Source organism: Streptomyces sp. NPDC049687, assembly GCF_044465285.1.
Classification (GTDB): Bacteria; Actinomycetota; Actinomycetes; order Streptomycetales; family Streptomycetaceae; genus Streptomyces.
On the sequence record NZ_JBITLN010000012.1, the window covers coordinates 136,899 to 160,632 of the forward strand.

The window sequence follows — 23,734 nt, forward strand, 5'->3', positions numbered from 1 at the left end:
GCCCACCGATGAGTTCCGCGCGACCCCCGGGTCTACCCCACCGAACAGCACGCACCGAGCACACAGCACGCACCCGTTGGGAGAGACTCGATGACCACCCCCGCCTACCAGCAGATGATCTTCGTCAACCTGCCCGTGAACGACCTCGAGGCCTCGAAGAAGTTCTTCACGGAGCTGGGCTACACGATCAATCCCCAGTTCAGCGACGACAACGCGACCTCCGTGGTCATCAGCGACACGATCGTCGCGATGCTGCTCACCAAGCCGTTCTACGCCACCTTCACCAAGAAGGAGATCGCGGACGCCTCGAAGACCAGCGAGGTCCTGATCGCGCTGAGCGCCGAGAGCCGCGAGAAGGTCGACGAGCTGGTCGACAAGGCGCTCGCGCTCGGCGGCTCCCCGGCCGGCCAGACCCAGGACATGGGCTTCATGTACGGCCGTTCCTTCGACGACCTCGACGGCCACACCTGGGAGGTCGTCTGGATGGACCCGTCGGCCATCGAGAGCTGAACCGCGGCGGCCCAAGTCGGTAACTAGCATGGGCGGGTGCATCCGACGACACCCGCCCAGCCGTTCGACGGTTCCCACGACCGTGAGATCGAGTCCCTCCCCGAGTTCGACGAGGTGATCCGGGACCACGGCACGCTCTCCCACTTCCGTGTCCAGGCCGTCGATCTGACGGACCGTACGGAGGTCCTGCTCGCCCTGGACACCTCGGGCGCCGTCTTCCTCGGCTGCCCGATGGGCCCCGAGGCCGCGGCGAAGGCGCGCGCCTCCGGCGCCCTGGTCCTCCCGCCCGTACCGGGTCTGTCCTTCGACCCGTACCGCGGCTTCGTCTACTCCCCCGACGAGCTCTTCGACTCCCTCGACGAGGGCTACGAGGCGACCCCGGACGCCCTGACCTACGCCTGGTTCCAGCAGACGAAGTCCGACGGCGACATATTCGGCTCGATGCTCCGCTCGATCCACGACGACGCCGTGTCCGACGCGCTCGACGAACTGCTCGTCGGCGCCCGGGTGGTGGGCGTGATGGGCGGGCACGCCATGGCGCGCGGCACGGAGGCGTACGCCGGCGCGGCCCGCCTCGGCCGTGAACTCGCCCGCGCCGGACTCACCGTCGCGACGGGCGGCGGTCCCGGCGCGATGGAGGCGGCGAACCTCGGCGCGTACGCCGCCCCCTTCGACGACGCGATGCTCGCCGACGCGCTGCGCCTGCTCGCCAAGGCACCGACGTTCACGCCGTCGGTCACCGACTGGGCGCGGGCCGCCTTCGAGGTACGGGCCAACTGGCCGGGCGGCGGCCCCTCGGTCGGCATCCCGACCTGGTTCTACGGCCACGAGCCGCCGAACCCGTTCGCCGCGCACATCGCCAAGTACTTCTCCAACGCCATCCGCGAGGACGGCCTGCTGGCCCGCTGCGACGCCGGTGTGGTCTTCCTGCCGGGCGCCGCCGGGACCGTACAGGAAATCTTCGACAACACGACGCCCAACTACTATGGATCGCGGGGCGAGCCGACGCCGATGGTGCTCGTGGACCGGGCGCACTGGACGGAACGCCTGCCGGCCTGGCCGCTCTTGCGGTCACTCGCCCGGGAGCGGTCGATGGAGTCCCGTATCGCCCTGGTTGACCGGATCGAGGAGGCTCCGGAGGCATTGAAACGTCTCGGTGGTTAATAAACGGGCAAAGCCAACGGCTCAGAGGGGTCCTCGCATTGACACTTCTTATGTAACGCTTATAGACCTGTGAGTCTGCTGGGGATGGTGACGCACTCGGCATCACCGGGGGCGCCATCTCCCCCTCCACCCCCCGCAGTTGCGCTTCCCCGTAAAGGACAAACGTGTCCCTTTCCCGCCGTACCGCCGCCCGTCCGGTGCGTTTCCTCGGTGTCGCCGCCGCCTCCGCCGCCCTCGCGTTCAGTGCCGCCGGCACCGCGCTGGCCTGCGAGATAGGCGAGTTCTCCGCCGCCGCCGGGTGTGACGGCGCCAAGGGCGTCATCACCGTCACCGACAAGGACCCGTCGGGCACCCCGGCCGTCGTCACCGTCTTCCTCGAGAACAACGGCGCCGACCTGCGGCAGGTCGGCGAGGCGACGGTCGAGGGCTCCAAGAAGGGCGTCACCGTCACCTTCGACGAGGACTGGGAGCCGAACGCGGAATACCGGATCCACATCAAGGCCACCAAGAAGGACAAGGTCCTGGTCGACGCGGACATCAAGGGCAACCTGACCACCCCGGCCACGGCCTGCACGGCCGAGGACACCTCCTCCCCGTCCACCGCCCCGTCGGACTCGGAGAGCCCCTCGGACTCCGCCTCCACCCCGGCCGACACCACGTCGCCCAGCCCGTCGGACTCGGCGAGCGACAGCGCGGCGTCCGCACCCTCCGCGAGCAACGCCCCGTCGGCCGCGGCCCAGGAGTCCAACCTCGCCGAGACCGGCGCCAGCTCCAACACCGGTCTGATCGCGGGCATCGCGGCCCTGCTGGTCGTCGTGGGCGGCGGAGCGGTGTTCTTCGGCATGCGCCGCCGCGGCTCCGGCAACCGCTGACCTCCCGGCCCGTCCCTCTCCGGGGCGGGCCCTCAGTCGAGCACCACGGTCTCGGTCGCGTCGAACACCACCCCGACCCCGTCCCCGACCTCCGGCGCCTCGCGCAGCGCACACGCCGCCTCCAGCCGCGGCGCGCCCTGCGGCTGGAGGTGGACGGCGACATGGGTGCCCTTGAACGTGCGGGCGGCGACCGTGCAGCGCAGGCCCTCGTCGGCGGCGACCAGACGGACGCCGGCCGGCCGGACGAGCAGCGTGCGCTGCCCCTGCGGGGAGCCGTCCGGCACCGGCACCTTGCCCCAGGGCGTGACCGCCACCTCGTCGGCGACAGCCGCCTCCACCACGTTCTCGAAGCCGAGGAAACGGGCCACGAACGCGTCCGCCGGCCGCTGCCACACCTCAAGAGGCGTACCGGACTGGGCGATCCGTCCCTCCCGCATCACCACGACCCGGTCGGCCAGCGCGAACGCCTCACCCTGGTCGTGGGTGACCGCGAGGACCGTGGTGCCCAACCGCCCGAAGAGTTCGCGCAGTTCGACGACCAGCCGTTCCCGCAGCGAACGGTCCAGCTGGCCCAGCGGCTCGTCGAGCATCAGCAGCCGGGGGCGCGGCGCGAGGGCGCGGGCCAGTGCGACGCGCTGCTGCTCGCCGCCGGAGAGCGCGGCGACGGCCCGGCGGGCGGCGCCGGGAAGACCGACCAGGTCGAGCAACTCCCTTACCCGCTGATCCTGTTCCTTCTTGCCGGCCCCGTGCATGCGCAGCCCGAACGCCACATTGCCGCCCACGTCCCGCTGCGGGAACAGCTGATGGTCCTGGAACATCAGCCCGAGTTCCCGCTTGTGCGCGGGCACCCCGGCCTGATCGCGCCCGTCCAGCAACACCCGCCCCGCGTCCAGGGGCTGGAGCCCGGCGACCGCCCGCAGCAGCGTCGACTTGCCGCTGCCGCTCGGCCCGAGCACGCACACCACCTCGTGCTCGGCGACCCCCAGATCCACGGCGTCGAGCACCGCCCGGCCACCGAACCGCACCGTCCCACACTCCAGTTCGAGCAGCGGCACAGCAGCGGGTGGCGCCGGAGCCGGTGACACAAGTGCTGGTGGCATCAGAACTCCCCCGTCCGGTCGGCCCGCAGCCGCTCCAGCACCAGCAGGGCCACCGCGCACACCACCATCAGAATCGTCGACAGGGCCATCGCCTGCCCGTAGTTGAGCTCACCGGCCCGGCCGAGGAGCCGCGCCACCGCCACCGGCAGCGTCGGGTTGTCGGGCCGCGCGATGAACACGGTCGCCCCGAACTCCCCCAGTGACACCGCGAAGGCGAACCCGGCCGCGACGAGCAGCGCCCGCCGCACCATCGGCAGGTCCACCTCCCGCCACACCCGCCAGGGAGACGCCCCGAGGACGGCCGCCGCCTCCCGCAGCCGGTGGTCCACCGCCCGCAGCACGGGCAGCATCGTCCGTACCACGAAGGGGACCCCGACCAGCGCCTGGGCGAGGGGAACGAGGATCCAGCTGCTCCGCAGGTCCAGCGGAGGCTCGTCCAGCGCGATCAGGAACCCGAAGCCGACGGTCACCGCGGACACGCCCAGCGGCAGCATCAGCAGCGCGTCGAAGCCGCGGACGAGCCGCCCGGCGTCCCGCCGGGTGAGCGCGGCCGCGGCCAGCCCGCCGATCACCACCGCGATCGCGGTCGCGGCGACGGCGTACTCCAGCGAGTTGCCGACCGCCTCGATCGGCGGGACCAGGAAGACATTGCCCTCCTCGTCGGCCAGCGCCCGGTAGTAGGCGAAGCCGGGCGCGTCCAGGGACCGCTGCACGAGTACGGCGAGCGGCAGCACCAGCAGCACGGCGATGCTCGCGAGCACCCCGGCCAGCAGCGCCCACTGCCCCGCCCCGTACGGCCGCCGGGCGGTCATGTTCGCGTCCACCAGCCGCAGCGCGGTCTCCCGCCGCCGTACGGTCCAGGCGTGCACGGCGAGGATCGCGCCCACGGCCACGAACTGGACGATCGTCAGGACGGCGGCCGTGGACAGGTCGAAGATCTCGGAGGTCTGCCGGTAGATCTCCACCTCGAGGGTGGAGAAGGTGGGTCCGCCGAGGATCTGGACCACGCCGAAGGAGGTGAAGGTGAAGAGGAAGACCATCAGCGCGGCGGCTGCCACGGCGGGCCCGAGGGCGGGGAGCGTGACCGTGCGCCAGGCCCTTCGGCGTGAGGCGCCCAGCATCCGCGCGGCCTCCTCCTGCCTGGGGTCGAGCTGGGCCCACAGCCCGCCGACCGTCCGGACGACCACCGCGTAGTTGAAGAACACGTGTGCGAGCAGGATCGCCCACACGGTCGTGTCGAGGCGTACGCCCCACAGCTCGTCGAGGAGCCCGCCGCGTCCGACGAGCGCGAGGAACGCCGTACCGACGACGACCGTCGGCAGCACGAACGGGACGGTGACCACGGCCCGCAGCAGCTGCTTGCCCGGGAAGTCGAGCCGGGCGAAGACATACGCGCCCGGCAGGGCGACCAGCAGGGTGAGCGCGGTGGAGGCGAGCGCCTGCCAGGTGGTGAACCACAGGACGTGCCGGATGTCGGACTGGCCCAGTACCTCCGTCAGCCGCCCGAGCTGCCACACCCCGTCGACCCGCAGCCCGCGCGCGACGATCGCGGCGACGGGGTAGGCGAAGAACAGCCCGAAGAACGCGACGGGCAGGACCATGAGCCCGAGCCGCGCCGCGCTCCCGGAAGGCCTTTCGGCCGGGGCTACTTCAGTACGAGCGAGGTCCACGACTTGACCCACTGGTCGCGGTGGTCGGCGATCTCCGCCGGGTCCATGGTCTCGGGGTCCTTGGCGGCGGGCCCGTACTTCGTGAACTCGGCGGGCACGCTCGCGCCCTCCACCACCGGGTAGACGAACATGTTGAGCGGCATGTCCTCCTGGAACTTCCTGGTGATCAGGAAGTCGATGAGCGCCTTGCCGCCCGCGCTGTTGCGCGCGTTGCTCAGCAGCCCGGCGAACTCGATCTGCCGGAAGCAGGTCCCGGCCGCGACCCCGGTCGGGGCGGTGCTGGGCCTGGGGTCGCCGTAGATCACCTCGGCGGGCGGCGAGGAGGCGTAGGACACGACGAGCGGCCGGTCCGCCTTGGCCTTCTTGCCGCCGGCCGACCCCGAGAACTCCTCGTTGTAGGCCTGCTCCCAGCCGTCGACCACCTTCACACCGTTGGCCTTGAGCTGCTTCCAGTACTCTTCCCAGCCTCCCCCGCTCTCGGCTCCGCTCGAGCCGGAGGCGCCCCCGTCCCCGTACCGGGCGGCCGTACCGAGCAGGAAGCCGAGGCCGGGCGAGGAGGTGGAGGCGTTCTCGGTGACCAGGAGGTTCTTGTACGCGGGCTTCACCAGGTCGGCGAAGGTGGCCGGCGGGGTCAGCTCGTGGTCGGCGAAGTACTTCTTGTCGTAGTTGACGCAGATGTCGCCGTAGTCGATCGGCGTGACCCGGTGCTTGCCGGCGTCCAGCTGGTACGCGCTGCCGACCTGGTCGAGCCCCTTGGCCGCGTACGACTGGAACAGGCCGTTGTCGAGGGCGCGGGAGAGGAGGGTGTTGTCGACGCCGAAGAAGACATCGCCCTGCGGGTTGTCCTTGGTGAGGATGGCCTTGTTGACGGCCTGCCCGGCGTCGCCGTCCGTGAGGACCTTGACCTTGTACCCGGACTCCTTCTCGAAGGCGGCGAGCACGCTCTTGGAGGCGGCCCACGAGTCGTGGCTGACGAGGGTGACGGTCTTGGAGTCCGCCGGGCTCTTGGCGTCGGACGACCCGCACGCGGACAGCGTGAGCAGGCCGAGGCCGACCGTCGCCGCCACGAAGGTCTTGGTGTGCACTGGATGTCCTCCTGGGGTTGGCCAGGAAGAACGCGGCCCCGCCCGGGGACGCCCGGGCAGGGCACAACAGCTTGAGTGGTGACCGAACTTCCTACCCAGAATGACCTGGGCGAGGTTCAGAGGGTCTGCGGCCCGTTCGCCGCACTCTCAGCGCTGTGGCGCTCCCCTGTCGGAATATGAAGATATGTGGACGTGGCCAGATTTTACCGCTCGGTGGCGGCCAGCTGACCACAGGCTCCGTCGATCTCCTGGCCACGGGTGTCCCGGACGGTGACCGGCACCCCGTGCGCCGCGATGGCCTCGACGAACGCCTTCTCGTCCTCGGGACGGGACGCGGTCCACTTCGAGCCCGGGGTCGGGTTCAGCGGAATGAGATTGACGTGCACGGGCTTGCCCCTGAGCAGCCGGCCGAGCCGGTCACCGCGCCACGCCTGGTCGTTGATGTCGCGGATGAGGGCGTACTCGATGGAGAGCCGACGGCCCGACTTCTCGACGTACTCAAAGCCCGCGTCGAGCACCTCGCGCACCTTCCACCGCGTGTTCACGGGGACGAGGGTGTCGCGCAGCTCGTCGTCCGGCGCGTGCAGCGAGATGGCGAGCCGGCACTTGAAGCCCTCGTCGGCGAACCGGTGGATGGCGGGCACCAGGCCGACCGTCGACACGGTGATGCCACGCTGCGACAGCCCGAGCCCGTCCGGCGCCGGGTCCGTGAGCGCCCGGATCGCACCGACGACCCGCTTGTAGTTGGCGAGGGGCTCGCCCATCCCCATGAAGACGATGTTGGAGAGCCGGGCCGGCCCGCCGGGAACCTCTCCGTCCCGCAGCGCCCGCATCCCGTCGACGATCTGATGCACGATCTCGGCGGTCGAGAGATTCCGATCGAGCCCCGCCTGTCCGGTGGCGCAGAACGGGCAGTTCATCCCGCACCCCGCCTGCGAGCTGATGCACATGGTCACCCGGTCCGGGTACCGCATCAGCACCGACTCGACGAGCGTCCCGTCGAACAGCCGCCACAGCGTCTTGCGGGTGGTGCCCTGGTCGGTCGACAGATGCCGTACGACGGTCATCAGCTCGGGCAGCAGGGCCTCCTGCAGCTTGCCGCGCGAGCCGGCCGGGATGTCGGTCCACTCCGCCGGATCGTGCGCGTACCGCGCGAAGTAGTGCTGCGAGAGCTGCTTGGCACGGAACGGCTTCTCACCGATCTCCGCGACGGCGTCCTTCCGCTCGGCAGGCGAGAGGTCGGCAAGGTGCCGCGGCGGCTTCTTGGCTCCGCGGGGGGCTACGAATGTGAGTTCTCCGGGCTTAGGCATGGCCGTACCAGTGTCGCAGATCCAATCGGGTGCCCCCGGCGCCGAGCCCGTACCGTGTCAGGAGCGCCTGTGCCGCCGCGTCCCTCGGTCGCCGCGACGGCGCCGGGCGCCGGGGCGAGGCCCCCGCGCCCGCGAGCAGCCGCTGCCACGAGGACCACCCCATCCCCTGAACGCCCCGACGAGCAGAAGCGCGGGGGCCAGGGCGAAGAGCAGGACGTTCTCGACGGATCGGGTCCCCCGGACCAGGTCGCCGCCGGCCGTCGGGAAGCCCTTCGGATCCACTCCGGCGCCCAGCCGGTCTATGCCGTGCGGTGCTCCAGTCGGTCCTTCAGCAGCCGTTCGTTGAGCGGCAGCTCCTTGCGCATCTGGGGGCGGACGACCAGAGGGAGCAGGACCTTGCCGATGCCCTTGCCCTCGAAGTCGACCTCCATGGTCACGCGGGACCGGCGGCCCTCGTCGAGCGGGTCGATCTCACCGTGGACATGACCGCGGATGGGGCCGTCGACGCCTTGCAGACCCCAGACGTACGGCGGCTCGTACTCGGTGTACTCCATGGTCATCGGGATCTCCCGGCGGCCGACGTGCCGGGTGATCCGTACTCGGGAGCCGACACCGATCGGGCCGGGGTCGAGCGGCTCCGCCGAGACCGCGCTCGCCTGCCATTCGGGCAGGTGGGACGGGTCGTTCAGGTACGCCCACACCTCTTCGGGACTGCGGTCGACGTCGATCGATTCGCGGAAGTCGGACATGACGCCCGCCCCCTTTCAGGGCGATCCCCCCTGTGAGGCCTTCCATGGGAATCGTCCCACTCACCCGCCCACCGGGCCACGGCAGCGGGCCCCCGCCCTGAGCGACCAGGACGGGGGCCCGCGAAAAACCGTGGCGTGCGGACGGTCAGCCGGAGCCCACGAACAGCACGAGCAACAGCCATACGACGGGAGCCGTCGGCAGGAGCGAGTCCAGACGGTCCATGATGCCGCCGTGACCGGGGAGCAGGGTGCCCATGTCCTTGATGCCCAGGTCCCGCTTGATCATGGACTCGCCGAGGTCGCCGAGCGTGGCGCTGGCCGCGACCGCGAGGCCGAGCAGCAGACCCTGCCACCAGGTGCCGTCGTCGATCAGGAACTGCATGCACAGCGCGCCCACGACCATCGCGAACGACACGGCGCCCAGCAGGCCCTCGCGGGTCTTGCCGGGACTGATGCGCGGGGCGAGCTTGTGCTTGCCGAAGCGCCAGCCGACGGCGTACGCGCCGGTGTCGCTGACGACCGTGAGCAGCAGGAACGTCAGCACGCGCCGCGGGCCGTCGTCGGCGGTGAGCATCAGGGCGACGAAGGTGGCCAGGAACGGGACGTAGAAGGCCGCGAAGACGCCGGCCGTGACGTCCTTGAGGTAGCCCTCCGGCGGCTCGGTCATCCGCCAGACCAGGACCGCGAGCGCGGTCAGGGCCATGGCGACCCAGGCGCCCTCGGGTCCCCTGACGTATCCGGCGACGACCATCGCGGCGCCGCCGAGCGCCAGCGGCACGAGCGGTGCCTTGATCTCCTTGCGCTCCTGCAGCCTGCTGGTCAGCTCCCACAGACCCACGACGACGGCGACCGCTATCACACCGACGAACACGGCCTTGACGATGAACAGCGACACGACGATCAGCGCACCGAGCCCGACCCCGACCCCTATGGCCGCGCTCAGGTCTCGGCCCGCGCTCTTCTTCTGCGGTGCGGGCGCCGGCTGAGGGGCGTCGGGCATGGGCTCCGGATTCTGCGGCACCGCCGCATGGGGCCGTGCCGACGGTGTGTGGTCGCCGTGAGCGGCGCTGCCGTACGGCTCGTCGTGGAACAAGGGGCCGCCCAGCCGAGCGGCCCCCCTGTCGTCATCCTGGTCTCCGCCGTGAGCGGGTAGGTCGGGGACGATGGGCATGGGGCGAGTCTGCTGCGCCTCAGGCGCATCGTACGCGGGACCCGCCGGGGCAGCCCCCTGGACAGGTCCCTGGTCGATGGGCCCCCAGTACCCGGCCTGTGACCCGGCTTGCGGCGGAGAACCCCAGGAAGAGTCGTTCATCAGACCTCGAGCAGCTCCGCTTCCTTGTGCTTCAGGAGCTCGTCCACCTGAGCGACGTACTTCGCGGTGGTGTCGTCGAGCTCCTTCTCCGCACGGCGGCCCTCGTCCTCGCCGACCTCGCCGTCCTTGACGAGCTTGTCGATCGCGTCCTTGGCCTTGCGGCGCACGGAACGGATGGACACCCGGGAGTCCTCCGCCTTGCTCTTGGCGACCTTGATGTAGTCGCGGCGGCGCTCCTCGGTGAGCTCGGGGAACACCACCCGGATGATGTTGCCGTCGTTGCTCGGGTTGACGCCCAGGTCGGAGTCACGGATCGCCTGCTCGATGTTGCGCAGCGCCGTCTTGTCGAACGGGGTGACGACCGCCATGCGCGGCTCCGGCACGGAGAACGAAGCCAGCTGGTTGATCGGCGTCGGCGCGCCGTAGTAGTCGGCCACGATCTTGTTGAACATCGCCGGGTGCGCACGGCCGGTGCGGATCGCGGCGAAGTCCTCCTTGGCGACCACGACGGCCTTCTCCATCTTCTCCTCGGCCTCGAGGAGGGTCTCTTCGATCACCACTTGCTCCTGCGTGTCTTGAGTAAGGCCCGGCTGCGGTTCCCTGTCGGTGGCGGCGGCCGGCTGCGTCGCGTCTTCTTCCTGCACGGTTCCCGACCGGCAGGACATTGTCCATCCTCCGACCAGGGTCCGTCCCCCGGTCACGGGTTGTCGTGCGAACCCGGGGGGTTTTCCGGTCAGGCCCGGCTGTCCTGCTCACCCACAAGCGTGCCGATCTTCTCACCCTTGACGGCGCGAGCGATATTGCCCTCGGCCAGAAGCTCGAAAACGAGGATCGGAAGCTTGTTGTCGCGGCACAGCGTGACGGCGGTGGCGTCGGCGACCTTGAGGTCGCGCGTGATGACCTCGCCGTAGCCGAGGGCGTCGAACTTGACGGCCTCCGGGTTGGTCTTGGGGTCGGAGTCGTACACGCCGTCGACCCCGTTCTTGCCCATCAGCAGCGCCTCGGCGTCGATCTCCAGGGCGCGCTGGGCGGCGGTGGTGTCGGTGGAGAAGTAGGGCATGCCCATACCGGCGCCGAAGATCACGACGCGGCCCTTCTCCAGGTGGCGCACGGCGCGCAGCGGGATGTACGGCTCGGCGACCTGGCCCATGGTGATGGCGGTCTGGACGCGGCTGTCGATGCCCTCCTTCTCCAGGAAGTCCTGGAGAGCGAGGCAGTTCATGACCGTGCCGAGCATGCCCATGTAGTCCGAGCGGGCCCGGTCCATGCCGCGCACCTGGAGTTCGGCGCCGCGGAAGAAGTTGCCGCCGCCGATGACGACCGCGATCTCCGCCCCGTCGCGCACGACGGCCGCGATCTCACGGGCGATCTTGTGCACCACGTCGGGGTCCACGCCCAGGCCCCCGCCACCGGCGAACGCCTCTCCGGACAGCTTCAGCAGAAACCGGCCGCGTACTTTGCCGTCGTCGCTCTTCTGGGCCTTGGTGGTCATGGGAGATCCCGCCTCTTTCACGTGGTGCACATACGAAGAAGGCCATTGCCGGTCGGGTGTCCTTCGCAACCCATGCGCGGCAATGGCCTCCTCGTCAGATCTGCTGTCGTCCATCACGCACGCGCGCGTGACGGCGTACCGGGACGACTGCTTACGACCCTATAGCGGCCGGGCGTCCGTCGCGGTACGGACTCAGATGCCGACCTTGATGCGCGAGAAGCGCTTCAGGGTGACACCGGCCTCGTCCAGGACCTTCTGGACGGACTTCTTGTTGTCGAGCGCGTACGGCTGACCGAGCAGCGTCGCGTCCTTGAAGAAGCCGTTGAGGCGACCCTCGACGATCTTGGCGATCGCGGCCTCGGGCTTGCCCTCGGCGCGGGTGGTCTCCTCGGCGATGCGGCGCTCGGACTCGACGACCTCGGCCGGCACGTCCTCCTTGGAGAGGTACTTCGGCGCGAAGGCGGCGATGTGCTGGGCGACGCCCTTGGCGACCTCGGCGTTCGGCTTGTCCAGCTCGACGAGGACACCGATCTGCGGGGGCAGGTCGGGCATCGTGCGGTGCAGGTACGCGGAGACGAAACCGTCGTCGAACTGCGCGTAGCGGTCCAGGACGATCTTCTCGCCGAGGTTGGCGTTGGCCTCGTCCACGAACGCCTGGACGGTCTTGCCGGCCTCGATCTCGGAGCCGAGCAGCGCCTCGAGGTCGGCCGGGGAGGTCTTGGCGACGTGCTCGGCGATGGCGTTGGCCACGGCCTGGAACTTGTCGCCCTTGGCGACGAAGTCCGTCTCGCACTTCAGCTCGACCAGGACGCCGGAGGAGTTGTCGTCGGCGATGATCGCGACCACGGCGCCGTTCTCGGCGGAGCGGCCCTCGCGCTTGGCGACGCCCTTCTGGCCCCTGATGCGGAGCGCCTCGACGGCCTTCTCGACGTTGCCCTCGGCCTCGTCCAGCGCCTTCTTGCAGTCCATCATGCCGGCGCCCGTGAGCTCACGGAGCTTCTTGACGTCGGCGGCGGTGTAGTTCGCCATGAGTCTGTGAATCTTTCTCGAAGTCTGGAAGATCGAAGATCAGGGGGTCTGCCCCGTCCCCAGGGAGCGGGGAGCGGCTGACACGCCGCCGATCTACGGGTGAACGGCGGGGGCGGACTTCATGTCACCGCCCCCGCCGTCAACCTTGACGCTGACGGGACGGTCAGGCCTGCTCGGCGTCCGCGGCCGGGGCCTCGGCGGCGGGAGCCTCGGCGGGCGCCTCGGCGGCCTCGGCAGCCGGAGCCTCGGCGGCCGGAGCCTCGGCGGCCGGGGTCTCCTCGGCCTTCTTCTCGCCCTCGAGCAGGTCGCGCTCCCACTCGGCGAGCGGCTCGCCCGCGGCCTTCTCACCCTTGTCACCGGTGGCGACGCCGGAACGGGCGATGAGGCCCTCGGCGACGGCGTCGGCGATCACGCGGGTGAGCAGGGTGACGGAGCGGATCGCGTCGTCGTTGCCCGGGATCTTGTAGTCGACCTCGTCGGGGTCGCAGTTCGTGTCGAGGATGGCGACGACCGGGATGTTCAGCTTCCGGGCCTCGCCGACCGCGATGTGCTCCTTCTTGGTGTCCACGATCCAGACGGCGCTGGGAACCTTGGACATCTCACGGATACCACCGAGGGTCTTCTCCAGCTTGGCCTTCTCGCGCGAGAGCACGAGAAGCTCCTTCTTGGTCAGACCGGACGCGGCGACGTCCTCGAAGTCGATCTGCTCGAGCTCCTTGAGGCGCTGCAGACGCTTGTAGACGGTCGAGAAGTTGGTGAGCATGCCGCCCAGCCAGCGCTGGTTGACGTAGGGCATGCCGACGCGGGTGGCCTGCTCGGCGATGGCCTCCTGCGCCTGCTTCTTCGTGCCGACGAACATGACCGTGCCGCCGTGGGCGACGGTCTCCTTGACGAACTCGTAGGCGCGGTCGATGTACGACAGCGACTGGAGCAGGTCGATGATGTAGATGCCGTTGCGCTCGGTGAAGATGAAGCGCTTCATCTTCGGGTTCCAGCGACGGGTCTGGTGACCGAAGTGGACGCCGCTCTCCAGCAGCTCCCGCATCGTGACGACGGCCATGGCCGTTCTCCTTGGGTTTCTCGGTTGTGCCGCGGATGCCGGACGGCTCCCGCGCCTGACGCCCGCGGTGCGCCGAGCCACGAAGGACCGAGGGGCGCGGATACCGGAGAACCGACCGTGGCCGGCCCCCGATACCGGGGCGTGCGAAGTCGACCCGGTGACCCGGATCGCCAGAAGAAGTGTACGGGACCCGCGGGCCACCGGGTGACGCCGCTCTCCACAACCGGAAGGTTGTCCACAGGTCTCGGCCGGGATCGACTCCCGCGCGGGACGGTTCTCCCCATGGACACGAAGCGATGCGCGGGCCTGGGGCTGTTGCTGGTGCCGGCCCTGCTGGCGTCCGTGGCGTGGGCGGACCCGTCTCCACCGCCGCCGGCCGCCCCTCCCCCACCCGTACCGGCGATCGGCAGAACCTGGCCGGTGGGAACGCGTCCGGCGGTCCTACGGGGCTGGGAGCCCCCGGTGACGGCGTACGCCCGGGGCCACCGAGGCGTGGACCTGGCGGCGGCACCGGGCGCACCGGTACGAGCGGTGGCCGCCGGCCGGGTGATGTACGCCGGCCGGGTGGCGGGAAAGGGTGTCGTGTCCGTGGAGCTGACCGGCACGGACCTCAGAACGACCTACGAACCGGTACGGGCCTCGGTCCCGAAGGGCGAGGAGGTGACCGCGGGCGAGGTCATCGGCACGGTGGAGCCGACGGGCTCCCACTGCACGACACCGTGCGTGCACTGGGGCCTGCGAAGGGACCGGACGTACCTGAACCCCTTGGCGCTGTTGCCCCCGTCGCTGCTGCGGCGGGGCCCGTCGAGGCTACTGCCCCTGTCCTCCTAGGGCAGGTTCTCGGCGCGGGCAGTCGTGCCTCCCCCAGTGCCGCACACCCCCCGCAGCACCATGCGCACCGCTGCCTCGGTGATCGCCTCCGGCGTCTCCGCCGCCCCCAGCTCGATCCTCCGCACGGCCGAGTCCACGACCCCCTGCACCAGCATCGCCGCCAACCGGGGCTCGCCATGCCCCATCTCCCCCAACGCCGTCACGATCATCGCGACCAGCCCTCCGTGCGCGGCCCGGATCTTCTCCCGAGCCCCCGCATCCAGCTCGCTCGCCGAGATCGCCACCACAGCCCGGTGCCGCCGGTCCCCCACCAGCCCCAGCTGCCGCCGCACATATGCCTCGATCTTGGCCTCGGCTCCCTCCGCCGCGGCCATCGCCGCCTCGACCTCCGCCGCCCACACGGGGAAGTCCACCTCGCACAGTTCTTCGACCACGGCGGCCCGCGACCGGAAGTACTCGTACACGGACGAACGCGCGAGCCCCGTCCGCTCGGCGAGCGCGGGGAAGGTCAGCGCCTCCGTCCCGCCCTCGGACAGCAGGGAGCGTGCCGCGTCCAGCAGGGCGGCACGCTGCATCGACCGGTGCTCGGCCACGGAGGCCGCTCGAATCCTTGGCACGTGACCACTTTACGGACGTGGCACCCCCGGCGGGAGTGATGGTGCGCGCTCGGCCCCGTCCGGCCCGGTCACCGCCCGAAGCTCGCCAGCTTCGCGCGCAGTTGGAGCACGGACTTGGTGTGGATCTGACTGACCCGGCTCTCGGTCACGCCCAGCACGTTCCCGATCTCGGCGAGCGTCAGCCCCTCGTAGTAGTAGAGCGTCACGACGGTCTTCTCCCGGTCGGGCAGGGTGTTGATCGCCCGCGCCAGGAACCTCCGCAGCTCCCGGTCCTCGGCCACCTCCACCGGATTGTCGGCGGCGGTGTCCTCCAGGGTGTCCATGAAGCTGAGGCCGTCGCCGCCCTCGTCCCCGACGTGCAGCAGCTCCTCCAGAGCGACCACGTTGGCCAGCGACAACTGGCTGAACACCGCGTGGAGTTCGTCGACGCCGATCCCCATCTCGGCGGCCACCTCGCCCTCCGACGGCGTACGCCGCAGCCGCGCCTCCAGGGTCGCGTACGCCCGCTCCACGTTGCGCGCCTTCTGCCGCACGGACCGCGGGATCCAGTCCAGCGCCCGCAGCTCGTCGATCATCGCGCCCCGGATGCGGGTGATCGCGTAGGTCTCGAACTTGATCTCCCGGTCGAGGTCGAACTTCTCGATCGCGTCGATCAGCCCGAAGACCCCGGAGGAGACGAAGTCGGCCTGCTCGACATTGGGCGGCAGCCCGACGCTGACGCGCCCCGCCACGTACTTCACCAGGGGCGAGTAGTGCAGGATCAGCTGCTCCCGCAGCCGCTCGTCTCCCGTCGCCTTGTACGACCGCCACAGCTCGTCGAGCGTCGAGGGAGCGGGCGGCCGCACGCTGCCACCGTCACGGGCGGCTGGGGGGATCGCCGCCCGGTCGGACCCGGAGGTGTGCTGGGGCATTCGTCGCCTTGTGCCGTTCTGCCGTGAAGTACGTGGAGTCGGGGGTGCCTGGGTGGCCTACTGGTATGAAGTCGCTCTGCTGCCGTTCTGTACCGGAATCCTCGTGAGCGTAGCGTGACTGGAGTGTCGCGGTGCGCGAAGGACGTGACCGGACCGGTACGCAGATACGTTCCGCTGGGTGCCCCAAAGGGGCGGGGCGGTCGCTCCGGGTGACCGCCGAAGGAGGTCAACTACGGGAAATCCCAAGGGCTTCGGCGTTCCCCCGGACGGCCGAACAGGGTCGGTCAGCAGGGGCTTCCACCCCCTCGAACGGAGACCATCGCCTGGCGTGTCAACTTCCAGCCGTCGCCGTGTCGTTCGACGTAACCGAGTGCTCTGAGTTCGTACAGTCTCGCGATCGCGTCGTCCGGGCTGGTCCCGGCGCCGCGGGCCACCTCGTCCGCCGTGACGGATCTGCTGCCGGGGAGCGCGGCGAGGACACGGCGGGCGCCCGGTTCCAGCAGGTCGCGCGGGAGCACGGGCCCGCGCCGGTCCGGGGCCAGATCGCCCATGTCGCCGACGAGCTCGGCGACCTCCGCGGCGTCGGTGACCAGCACGGCCCCCTCCCCGCGCAGTATTTCGTGCACCCCGGCGGAGAGCCCGCTGGTGGCCGGTCCGGGTACGCCCATGGTGTGCCTGCCCAGCCGCTGTGCCGCCCGCGCGGTGACCAGCGAGCCGCTGCGGTAGGCGGCCTCGACGACCACCGTGCCGCGGGTGAGCGCGGCGATCACCCTGTTGCGCAGGACGAACCTGCTCTGCGTCGGATGGTCCCCCGGTGGCAGCTCCCCCACCACCAGCCCCTGGCCGGCGATCCTGTTGATCAGCTCGGTGTGGCCGCGCGGGTAGGGCCGGTCGACCCCGCAGGCCAGCACGGCGACGGTGGCGCCGCCGGCGCCGAGGGCGCCCCGGTGGGCGGCGCCGTCGACGCCGTAGGCCCCGCCGGAGACGACCACCCATCCCCGTTCGGCGAGGCCGGCGGCGAGGGTGGCGGCCATGTGGGCGCCGTACTCGGTGCAGGCGCGGGCGCCGACGACGGCGACCGAGCGCAGTGCCCACATCCGCAGGCTGGGCCGCCCCCGCACCCACAGCCCGAGCGGGCGCGCGTCGCCGAGGTCGTCCAGGGTTCCGGGCCACTCGGCGTCCCCCGGACACACGAACCGCACCCCGGCGGCCCCGGCCACCTCCAGATCCCGCACCGGCTCGGCCGCGGCGGCCCTCGCCCTGAGCCCCTCCCACCGCCGTGGAGTCACCCCGGGCAGCGGTTCGTCCTCCCGCAACCGCCGCACCACCTCCAGGGGCCCGCGCTCCCGCACCCACCGCCCACCCACCTCGTCCCCGGGCTCGACGACCCGGGTGAGGAAGACCCGGGCGAGCCGGTCGGGTCCCGGCGCGTCGGTGCCGTTCACGTCAGGGCCCCGAGCGCCATCGGTACGCCGCGCGGCACCCCCGTGCGCAGTTGCAGGGCCAGGGCGACGTCCGTCACGTCGGGCCGGTCGTGGCCGACGAGGTCGGCGATGGTCCAGGCGACCCTGAGGACACGATCGAGCCCACGGGCCGTCAGCACGCCCCGTTCCAGGTTTCGCTCGGCCTCGTCCATCGCGCCCGTCGCCGCGTGCCAGCGGCTGCGCAGCTCCCGTCCCGGCACTTCGCTGTTCGTGCGCCACGGCGTGCCCGTCAGCCTCGCCGCCGCGCGCTCCCTGGCCGCCCGGACGCGGTCGGCGACGGTCGCCGTGGACTCCCCTCCGGGGCCGCGGTGGGCGAGTTCGTGCCGGCCGACCGGGTCCACCTCGACGCGCAGATCGACGCGGTCCAGCAGGGGACCGGAGAGCCGGGCGTGGTAGCGGCGGATCGCCGACGGCGGGCACTCGCACTGGGTGTCCCGCTGGGAGAAGCGGCCGCAGGGGCAGGGGTTGGCCGCGAGCACCATCAGGAACCGCGCGGGGAACCGCACGACGCCCGCGCTGCGCGCGATCACGACATGGCCGGCCTCCAGGGGCTGGCGCAGGGCGTCGAGGGTCTGGGTGCTGAATTCCGGAGCCTCGTCGAGGAAGAGCACGCCCCGGTGCGCCAGCGAGACGGCACCGGGACGGGCGATTCCCGGACCACCGCCGACCAGTGACTGCATCGTGGCCGAGTGGTGCGGGGCGCAGTAGGGGGCGACGTCGATCAGGGGTTTGCCCGTCGGCAGGAGTCCGGACACCGAGTGCACCGCCGTGACCTCCAGCGACTCCTCCCTGGTCAGCCTGGGCAGGACGGCCGGCAGCCGCTCCGCGAGCATGGTCTTGCCCGCCCCCGGTGGCCCTTCCAGGAAGAGGTGGTGGCCGCCGGCCGCCGCCACTTCCACCGCCGTCCGTGCCGAACGCTGCCCCACCACGTCCGCGAGGTCGTGCCCTTGGTCGTACGGGGCGCCGCCGCCGTGCATGCCGGTGGCCGCGCCCGTGCCCGGCATGCGCAGGCCGGCGAGGAGCGGATCCGGCCGGCCCACGTCGTCCGGTTCCTCCTCGGGCACCGGCTCGTCCGCCAGAACGGCGATCAGCTGCCGCAGACTGCGCACCCCGAGCACGGAGACGCCCGGCACCAGCGAGGCCTCGGCCGCCGCGCACTCGGGGACGACCACCTGTTCGTAGCCCGCTTCCGCCGCGGCCAGGACGGCGGGCAGGATGCCCCGGACGGGGCGCACCCGTCCGTCCAGGCCGAGCTCCCCGATCATCACGATGTCGGCCAGGACGCGGGGGTCGATCCGCTCGGCCGCGCCGAGGACCGCGCAGGCGACGGCGAGATCGAACCCGCTGCCGGCCTTCGGCACCGACGCCGGGCTGAGGCCGACGGTGAGTTTCCGCTGCGGCCACTCACCGCCCGAGTTCACCACCGCCGCCCGCACCCGGTCCCGGCTCTCGCTCAGGCTCTTGTCCGGGAGGCCCACCAGGGTGAACGCGGCGACCCCGGGTTCCAGGTCCGCCTGGACCTCGACGACGACGCCCTCGACGCCCACCAGCGCCACCGAACACGTACGCGCGAACCCCATCTCAGGCCACCCCCCGCACGTGCTCGACGACGGCCGCTCCACGGCGGGGCAGGACGACGCCGACCAGGTCGATGCGGACCCCGCCCGGCGGAGCTCCTCCGTGGGCCTGGACCCATCGCTCGGCGAGGCCGCGCAGACGCTCCGCCTTCTCGGCTGTCAGCGCCGCCATGGGGTGCTGGAAACCGCCGCCCCTGCGGGTCTTGACCTCGCAGACGACCAGGACGTCCCCGTCCCGCGCGACGATGTCGATCTCGCCGGTCCTGCCACTGCGCCAGTTGCGCTCCAGGACCGTCATCCCGGCCCCGGCCAGCCGTCGGGCGGCCAGCTCCTCGCCGTACCTGCCGAGCGCGCCCCGCGCCAGATCCGTGTTCGTGCTCATGTGGGCACCACCTCCGGCACCCACGGTCACGCATCCGCCACCATGAAAAGGATCTTGGTGGACACGTCAGCGCCTGGGGAAAACTCCGTCACCCACACGAGCGGCCAGGACACGGCCTCAGCTGCCCGGCAGCTCCAGGTCGCTCTTGTTCAGCTCCTCGATGTTCACGTCCTTGAACGTGAGCACCCGCACCTGCTTCACGAACCGTGCCGGCCTGTACATGTCCCACACCCAGGCGTCCGCCATCGATACCTCGAAGAACACCTCGCCCTGGACCGAGTGCACCTGCATCTCGTAGTCGTTGGTCAGATAGAAACGACGCTCGGTCTCGATCACGTATTTGAACAGACCGACGACATCGCGGTACTCCCGGTAGAGCTTCAGCTCCATCTCGGTCTCGTACTTCTCGAGGTCCTCGGCGCTCATGGCATGTTCCCCTTCAGCCGTGCGATCCCCCCATTGTGCGCCAGTCCCGCGAGCCCCTAGACGATTTCCGTGTCAAGGGTTACGGGTCTGGCCGGGGGACCTTCGTCCAACAGCCTGCCCAGCAGCTCGGCGAGTCTGATCGGATACACCGTCTCATGTGCCTGGGTCAGTTCCTGACACGTCCACCAGCGCGCTCCGGCGACACTGCGCCGCTCCAGCTCGGTCAGGGCGGTGGCCCGGGTCGCCGTCACGGTCGTACGGGCCAGGTAGTACCACTCGTCCTGGTCCCAGCGGCGGCCCGCGAACGGGAACGAACACCTCCGCCGCCACAGCACCGGGCCGAGTTCGACGTCGGTGATGCCGGTCTCCTCGGCGAGTTCCCGCAGGGCCGCCTCTTCACGGGTCTCGTCGCCCTCCACACCGCCGCCGGGCGTGAACCACCAGTCGTCGGCCGGATCGTCCGGCTCGTGGCCGTGCAGCAGCAGGATGCGGTCCCGCGGGTCGAGCAGGACCACCCGGGCCACCTTGCGCAGGCCGCCCTCGTGCGTGTCGGCGCCCGCGTCCGCCGTCTCAGCGGGCACCGGCAGGCTCCGGCAGGGTGCGGGTGCGGCGCCCGGACGTCCGCTTGGCGATCGGGCCGTAGGCGGCGCCGCCGAGGATCAGCACGGTCCCGCCGACGACCATCCACAGGATCACACGCAGCGGGCCCTGCTCGGACAGCGCGCCCAGCGTCTCGAAGCCCGTGGGGCGCTTCAGCAGGCCCTCCCAGGGCCAGACTACGGCGTCCACGCGCGCCAAGACGGCGGTGCGCGCCACCGTGCCCTGCGCCGCGTCCGTGAGGTGCGCGGTGGAGTCCAGGGAGCCCTGCCGCTCGTCGCCGAGGAGGAAGAGCCGGCCGGCCGGTACCTTCACTGTCGGGAAGCCCTTGAGCTCGGCCAGGCTGCCCGGCGGCAGATACGGTTCCTTGATCTCCTTGCCGTTGACGGTCAGCTTGCCGTCGGTGCAGCAGGAGACCGTGTCGCCGCCGACCGCTACCACCCGCTTGACCACGGGCGCGTTGCTCACCCACGTCTTGTCGGTGAAGACGACGACGTCGCCGCGGCGCACCTCGGCGCCCTCCACCTTCTGGGCGAGCACCCGGGAGCCGGGCTCGATCGTCGGGCTCATGGAGCCGGTGGGCACGGTGTACGGCCGGTAGACCAGCGCTCCCCAGGCGAACCCTCCGAGGAACAGCACAAGGCCCAGTGCGACGACCAGGCCGGACAGACGCTGTCCGGTCCGGCTGCCCACCGGGCCACTGCTGGTGCCACCGCCACTGCGCGGGGCCGTACGTGTCGTGCTCTCGCCGCCCATGGGTCCGCACCCTACCCGGCGGTACCGAACGAGGTCAGCCCTTCCTCCCCAGCCGAGGTCACAAGCTTGGGAAAGGGTTTACAGACCGGGGGCCGACGGCGTCAGCGGGTTTCCGCCGCCTGCGCGCGCCGGCGGCGCAACAGGACCAGCGGCACGGCTCCGGCGAGTGCGAGGCCCTCCGGGGCGACCGTCAGGACCGCCGCGGCCGAGGACTGGTTGTCGAGGCCGGACTGGTCGAAGGTGTCCGGCACCGGCAGCGTGCCCCAGCGGTTGATCGGCCAGGCCTTGACGATGGCGCGGCCGACGACCTGGTCGACGGGGACCATGCCGTGGTTCTTGTCCGACTGGTTGTAGCGGGAGTCGCGCGAGTTCTGGCGGTGGTCGCCCATGACCCAGATGGAGCCCTTGGGGACCTTGACCGAGAACTGACCTCCCTGGTCGTCCTGGCTGCACGGGGTGTTGCCCGGGTACACGTACGGCTCGTTCAGCGCCTTGCCGTTGACCTTCAGCGGGCCCGTGCCGCTGCAGGAGACGGTGTCGCCGCCCACGCCGATGACCCGCTTGATCAGGTCCTTCTCCTCCGCGGACGGCATCAGGCCGATCCAGCTGAGGAAGGTCTGCACGGCGTTCGGGTCGGTCGTCGCCTCGCCGGCCAGCCAGTTGTCCGGGTCGTGGAAGACGACGACCTCGCCGCGCTCGGGCTCGGAACCGAACCACGGCGTCAGCTTGTCGACGAGGACCCGGTCGCCCTCCTTGAGGGTGTTCTCCATCGACGCGGACGGGATCGAGAACGCCTGCACCAGGAACGTCTTGATGATCAGGGCGAGGACGAGCGCGATGACGATCAGGATCGGCAGCTCCTTCCAGAAGGAGCGCTGCTTCTTCGCCTTCGGGAACCCGTCGTCCGGCCCGTCACCGCCGCCCCGCGGGGGCTCGTCCGCCGGGGGGCCCTCGCCGCCCGCCGCCGGGTCACTCCCGGAGGTCACGGCGCCGTCCCCGGCCGGGTCGGCGGTGTCCACGGGACGTCCGCGGTGCTCCTCGCCGTCGTGCCCGGACCGTGCGCCAACCGCCACATCCCCCACGCCAACTCCTTACTCCGTGCCGCTGCCTGCCGCCCCATGCACGACGCAGGCCCACCACTCCCATAACGAGCGGGAGTTCCGCAGGGCTCGGGAGTTGTCGGATCGTTCCGTTCGGATCGTCCGAGGCAACCCTATGCGACAGCCGGGCGGACGAAGTCGCCGTGGCGGTCGAGCCGGTCACCGAAGAGAAAGTTTGCGGTTCCTTGAGACGCTCCCAGTGGCCGAGCGGCCAGGCGATCACCATGGCCCTACCGACGACCTCGTCCTCGGAGACCGTGCCGCCGTAGTCCGTGTTCTGGTGGGAGCGGGAGTCCGCGGAGTTGCCCCGGTGGTCGCCCATCACCCACAGCCGGCCCTGGGGGACGGTGATGTCGAAGGCCGTGTCGGAGGGGTTGTTCCCGGGGTACAGATAACTTCCCTCTTCCAGGGGAACGCCGTTGACGGTGACTCGCCCTTGCGTGTCACAGCACTTGACGTGGTCACCGCCCACGCCGACGACCCGCTTGATGAGGTCCTTCTCGTTGTCCGAGGGCAGCAGACCGATGAAGGTGAGACCTTCCTTGATCTGTTTGACGACGACGGGGTCCGACTTCTTCGTCGTGGTCGTCTCGTCGTTGAGCCAGCCGCCGGGGTCCTTGAACACGACGACGTCCCCGCGCTGCGGCTTGGAGCCGAACCACGGGGTGAACTTGTCGACCAGGACGCGGTCGCCGATGCGGATCGTCTGCTCCATCGAGCCGGACGGGATCACGAAGGCCTGCACCAGGAAGGTCTTCAGGACCAGGGCTATCAGGACGGCGACACCGACCAGGAGCGGGATCTCCCGCACCGCCGACCGCCTGCGCTTGCGCTTGACCTTGCGCTGGAGCTTGCGCCGCTCCGCGCGCGTGCGGCCACCGGCGGGGCTGGCGGCGCGCCGGGCGCCGGTGGGCAGGAGCTGGTCCGCGGCGGATGTCGGGACGCCGCGAGGTTTGCCGCGGTTACCCATGGGCGCCCTCCGCGCCGGGCACCCGCGCGTAGGCGCTCGGGCGGGACACACGGGTCATGTGCGCGTACGGCCATACGATCCAGTCGGCACGGCCGATCACCCGGTCCACGGGGATCATGCCGCCGCCCGGTGAGCCCAGGTGGTCGCGCGAGTCGCTGGAGGCACCGCGATGGTCGCCGAGGACGAACAGGGTGCCCTGGGGAACCGTGACGTCGAAGTCCACCGTGGACGGGCTGTCGCCCGGATAGAGGAACGTCGACTCGTCGACCGACCGGCCGTTCACCTGGATCCTCCCTCCCTTGTCACAGCAGACCACGTGGTCTCCGCCTACACCCACGACGCGTTTGACGTAGTCGGAGTTCCCGAAGTACTCGGTGCCGTCGAACACGACGACGTCGCCGCGCCGCGGCTCGGCCCCGAAACGGTACGCCAACTTATTTACGAGAACGCGGTCGCCGATCCTCAATCCGTTTTCCATGGATCCGCTGGGAATCTGGAACGGTTGAACCACGAAAGCGTTGAGGGCAAGCAAAAACACCAGGCAGATCAGGAGAGTCAGACTGATCCGGCCCCCCGGAAGCCACTGCGTGATCCGCGCCGCCAACGAGAAACGCGACCGTCCCTCCACAGCCCCTGGATCAGGGCGGGAGGAGCGGTCGCGCTCCGTCGTCGGCTGAGCTTCGGTGTCCATCGGGTTCAGATGCTATCCGGCCCCTCTGTGGATCACCCG

Annotated in this window: 25 protein-coding genes and 1 riboswitch; of the genes, 4 read left to right on the plus strand and 21 right to left on the minus strand. The window is 70.7% G+C overall.

What is annotated here, in order from left to right; translation table 11 throughout:
- The first annotated feature begins 90 nt into the window (after positions 1-90).
- The 3 genes from ACIBVL_RS32030 to ACIBVL_RS32040 all read left to right on the plus strand — a co-directional run bounded on the left by ACIBVL_RS32030 (position 91) and on the right by ACIBVL_RS32040 (position 2,546).
- Positions 91-510 (plus strand): VOC family protein, encoded by a 420-nt coding sequence (locus ACIBVL_RS32030; RefSeq protein WP_399102610.1) that lies wholly within the window; start codon positions 91-93, stop codon positions 508-510.
- Positions 511-546: 36 nt separating this feature from the next.
- Entirely contained in the window at positions 547-1,674 is a 1,128-nt protein-coding gene (locus tag ACIBVL_RS32035; protein WP_399102612.1) for an LOG family protein, read from the plus strand.
- A 164-nt stretch (positions 1,675-1,838) separates the two neighbouring features.
- On the plus strand, positions 1,839-2,546 hold the full coding sequence (locus ACIBVL_RS32040; protein ID WP_399102614.1) for an LAETG motif-containing sortase-dependent surface protein: 708 nt from the start codon (positions 1,839-1,841) through the stop codon (positions 2,544-2,546).
- Between the two features lie 32 nt (positions 2,547-2,578).
- Here ACIBVL_RS32040 and ACIBVL_RS32045 read toward each other — a convergent pair whose 3' ends face one another.
- From ACIBVL_RS32045 to rpsB, 10 genes are all read right to left on the minus strand, one after another.
- A complete protein-coding gene (locus ACIBVL_RS32045) occupies positions 2,579-3,646 on the minus strand; it encodes an ABC transporter ATP-binding protein (RefSeq protein WP_399102616.1) in 1,068 nt (355 codons plus the stop codon).
- Positions 3,646-5,316 carry an ABC transporter permease gene (locus ACIBVL_RS32050; RefSeq protein ID WP_399102618.1) on the minus strand — a complete coding sequence of 557 codons (1,671 nt, stop codon included), beginning with the start codon at positions 5,314-5,316 and terminating at the stop codon, positions 3,646-3,648. Before ACIBVL_RS32050 ends, ACIBVL_RS32045 begins: the two co-directional genes overlap by 1 nt.
- Positions 5,292-6,401, minus strand: a complete 1,110-nt coding sequence (locus tag ACIBVL_RS32055; RefSeq protein ID WP_399102620.1) for a thiamine ABC transporter substrate binding subunit — start codon at positions 6,399-6,401, stop codon at positions 5,292-5,294. The genes ACIBVL_RS32050 and ACIBVL_RS32055 overlap by 25 nt, the downstream gene beginning before the upstream one ends.
- Before the next feature lie 70 nt (positions 6,402-6,471).
- Positions 6,472-6,579, minus strand: a riboswitch (TPP riboswitch).
- Between the two features lie 25 nt (positions 6,580-6,604).
- Entirely contained in the window at positions 6,605-7,711 is a 1,107-nt protein-coding gene (rlmN, locus tag ACIBVL_RS32060; protein ID WP_399102623.1) for a 23S rRNA (adenine(2503)-C(2))-methyltransferase RlmN, read from the minus strand.
- A 299-nt stretch (positions 7,712-8,010) separates the two neighbouring features.
- Complete coding sequence (locus ACIBVL_RS32065; protein WP_399102625.1) at positions 8,011-8,460, minus strand: SRPBCC family protein; 450 nt, start codon at positions 8,458-8,460, stop codon at positions 8,011-8,013.
- A gap of 145 nt (positions 8,461-8,605) precedes the next feature.
- Entirely contained in the window at positions 8,606-9,772 is a 1,167-nt protein-coding gene (locus ACIBVL_RS32070) for a phosphatidate cytidylyltransferase (RefSeq protein WP_399102627.1), read from the minus strand.
- Entirely contained in the window at positions 9,772-10,329 is a 558-nt protein-coding gene (gene frr, locus ACIBVL_RS32075) for a ribosome recycling factor (protein ID WP_399102629.1), read from the minus strand. The genes ACIBVL_RS32070 and frr overlap by 1 nt, the downstream gene beginning before the upstream one ends.
- A gap of 176 nt (positions 10,330-10,505) precedes the next feature.
- Positions 10,506-11,264 (minus strand): UMP kinase, encoded by a 759-nt coding sequence (gene pyrH / locus ACIBVL_RS32080; RefSeq protein ID WP_399102631.1) that lies wholly within the window; start codon positions 11,262-11,264, stop codon positions 10,506-10,508.
- A gap of 192 nt (positions 11,265-11,456) precedes the next feature.
- Complete coding sequence (tsf, locus tag ACIBVL_RS32085) at positions 11,457-12,293, minus strand: translation elongation factor Ts (protein ID WP_399102633.1); 837 nt, start codon at positions 12,291-12,293, stop codon at positions 11,457-11,459.
- A 163-nt stretch (positions 12,294-12,456) separates the two neighbouring features.
- On the minus strand, positions 12,457-13,353 hold the full coding sequence (gene rpsB / locus ACIBVL_RS32090; RefSeq protein WP_399102635.1) for a 30S ribosomal protein S2: 897 nt from the start codon (positions 13,351-13,353) through the stop codon (positions 12,457-12,459).
- Between the two features lie 282 nt (positions 13,354-13,635).
- Between rpsB and ACIBVL_RS32095 the strand changes: the two genes are divergently transcribed.
- Complete coding sequence (locus tag ACIBVL_RS32095) at positions 13,636-14,184, plus strand: murein hydrolase activator EnvC family protein (RefSeq protein WP_399102637.1); 549 nt, start codon at positions 13,636-13,638, stop codon at positions 14,182-14,184.
- Here the strand turns inward: ACIBVL_RS32095 and ACIBVL_RS32100 are convergent.
- The 11 genes from ACIBVL_RS32100 to lepB (ACIBVL_RS32150) all read right to left on the minus strand — a co-directional run bounded on the left by ACIBVL_RS32100 (position 14,181) and on the right by lepB (ACIBVL_RS32150) (position 23,695).
- Complete coding sequence (locus ACIBVL_RS32100; protein ID WP_399102861.1) at positions 14,181-14,777, minus strand: helix-turn-helix domain-containing protein; 597 nt, start codon at positions 14,775-14,777, stop codon at positions 14,181-14,183. The two genes, ACIBVL_RS32095 and ACIBVL_RS32100, sit on opposite strands and share 4 nt — an antisense overlap.
- 92 nt (positions 14,778-14,869) lie before the next feature.
- Positions 14,870-15,712 (minus strand): RNA polymerase sigma factor WhiG, encoded by an 843-nt coding sequence (gene whiG, locus ACIBVL_RS32105; protein ID WP_399102639.1) that lies wholly within the window; start codon positions 15,710-15,712, stop codon positions 14,870-14,872.
- 284 nt (positions 15,713-15,996) lie between these two features.
- Positions 15,997-17,157, minus strand: a complete 1,161-nt coding sequence (dprA, locus tag ACIBVL_RS32110) for a DNA-processing protein DprA (RefSeq protein ID WP_399102641.1) — start codon at positions 17,155-17,157, stop codon at positions 15,997-15,999.
- A complete protein-coding gene (locus tag ACIBVL_RS32115) occupies positions 17,154-18,776 on the minus strand; it encodes a YifB family Mg chelatase-like AAA ATPase (protein ID WP_399102643.1) in 1,623 nt (540 codons plus the stop codon). Before ACIBVL_RS32115 ends, dprA begins: the two co-directional genes overlap by 4 nt.
- 1 nt (position 18,777) lies before the next feature.
- Entirely contained in the window at positions 18,778-19,185 is a 408-nt protein-coding gene (locus tag ACIBVL_RS32120; protein WP_399102645.1) for a YraN family protein, read from the minus strand.
- An 87-nt stretch (positions 19,186-19,272) separates the two neighbouring features.
- Positions 19,273-19,581, minus strand: coding sequence for a DUF2469 domain-containing protein (locus ACIBVL_RS32125; RefSeq protein ID WP_005311352.1), 309 nt, complete (start codon positions 19,579-19,581; stop codon positions 19,273-19,275).
- A gap of 56 nt (positions 19,582-19,637) precedes the next feature.
- Complete coding sequence (locus tag ACIBVL_RS32130; RefSeq protein WP_399102647.1) at positions 19,638-20,162, minus strand: NUDIX hydrolase; 525 nt, start codon at positions 20,160-20,162, stop codon at positions 19,638-19,640.
- Positions 20,152-20,934, minus strand: a complete 783-nt coding sequence (lepB, locus tag ACIBVL_RS32135) for a signal peptidase I (RefSeq protein WP_399102649.1) — start codon at positions 20,932-20,934, stop codon at positions 20,152-20,154. Before lepB (ACIBVL_RS32135) ends, ACIBVL_RS32130 begins: the two co-directional genes overlap by 11 nt.
- Before the next feature lie 101 nt (positions 20,935-21,035).
- Positions 21,036-22,016 (minus strand): signal peptidase I, encoded by a 981-nt coding sequence (gene lepB, locus ACIBVL_RS32140; RefSeq protein WP_399102651.1) that lies wholly within the window; start codon positions 22,014-22,016, stop codon positions 21,036-21,038.
- Positions 21,904-23,004, minus strand: coding sequence for a signal peptidase I (gene lepB, locus ACIBVL_RS32145; protein ID WP_399102653.1), 1,101 nt, complete (start codon positions 23,002-23,004; stop codon positions 21,904-21,906). The genes lepB (ACIBVL_RS32140) and lepB (ACIBVL_RS32145) overlap by 113 nt, the downstream gene beginning before the upstream one ends.
- Entirely contained in the window at positions 22,997-23,695 is a 699-nt protein-coding gene (gene lepB / locus ACIBVL_RS32150; protein ID WP_399102655.1) for a signal peptidase I, read from the minus strand. The genes lepB (ACIBVL_RS32145) and lepB (ACIBVL_RS32150) overlap by 8 nt, the downstream gene beginning before the upstream one ends.
- Positions 23,696-23,734: the final 39 nt, after the last annotated feature.

Coding starts and splice junctions, on each gene's coding strand:
- ACIBVL_RS32065 (WP_399102625.1), bottom strand. CDS start 8,460: ATGTCCGACTTCCGCGAATCGATCGACGTCGACCGCAGTCCCGAAGAG.
- rlmN (WP_399102623.1), bottom strand. CDS start 7,711: ATGCCTAAGCCCGGAGAACTCACATTCGTAGCCCCCCGCGGAGCCAAG.
- ACIBVL_RS32070 (WP_399102627.1), bottom strand. CDS start 9,772: ATGAACGACTCTTCCTGGGGTTCTCCGCCGCAAGCCGGGTCACAGGCC.
- lepB (WP_399102655.1), bottom strand. CDS start 23,695: ATGGACACCGAAGCTCAGCCGACGACGGAGCGCGACCGCTCCTCCCGC.
- ACIBVL_RS32045 (WP_399102616.1), bottom strand. CDS start 3,646: ATGCCACCAGCACTTGTGTCACCGGCTCCGGCGCCACCCGCTGCTGTG.
- ACIBVL_RS32095 (WP_399102637.1), top strand. CDS start 13,636: ATGGACACGAAGCGATGCGCGGGCCTGGGGCTGTTGCTGGTGCCGGCC.
- whiG (WP_399102639.1), bottom strand. CDS start 15,712: ATGCCCCAGCACACCTCCGGGTCCGACCGGGCGGCGATCCCCCCAGCC.
- pyrH (WP_399102631.1), bottom strand. CDS start 11,264: ATGACCACCAAGGCCCAGAAGAGCGACGACGGCAAAGTACGCGGCCGG.
- ACIBVL_RS32115 (WP_399102643.1), bottom strand. CDS start 18,776: ATGGGGTTCGCGCGTACGTGTTCGGTGGCGCTGGTGGGCGTCGAGGGC.
- tsf (WP_399102633.1), bottom strand. CDS start 12,293: ATGGCGAACTACACCGCCGCCGACGTCAAGAAGCTCCGTGAGCTCACG.
- lepB (WP_399102653.1), bottom strand. CDS start 23,004: ATGGGTAACCGCGGCAAACCTCGCGGCGTCCCGACATCCGCCGCGGAC.
- rpsB (WP_399102635.1), bottom strand. CDS start 13,353: ATGGCCGTCGTCACGATGCGGGAGCTGCTGGAGAGCGGCGTCCACTTC.
- lepB (WP_399102649.1), bottom strand. CDS start 20,934: ATGGGCGGCGAGAGCACGACACGTACGGCCCCGCGCAGTGGCGGTGGC.
- ACIBVL_RS32030 (WP_399102610.1), top strand. CDS start 91: ATGACCACCCCCGCCTACCAGCAGATGATCTTCGTCAACCTGCCCGTG.
- ACIBVL_RS32125 (WP_005311352.1), bottom strand. CDS start 19,581: ATGAGCGCCGAGGACCTCGAGAAGTACGAGACCGAGATGGAGCTGAAG.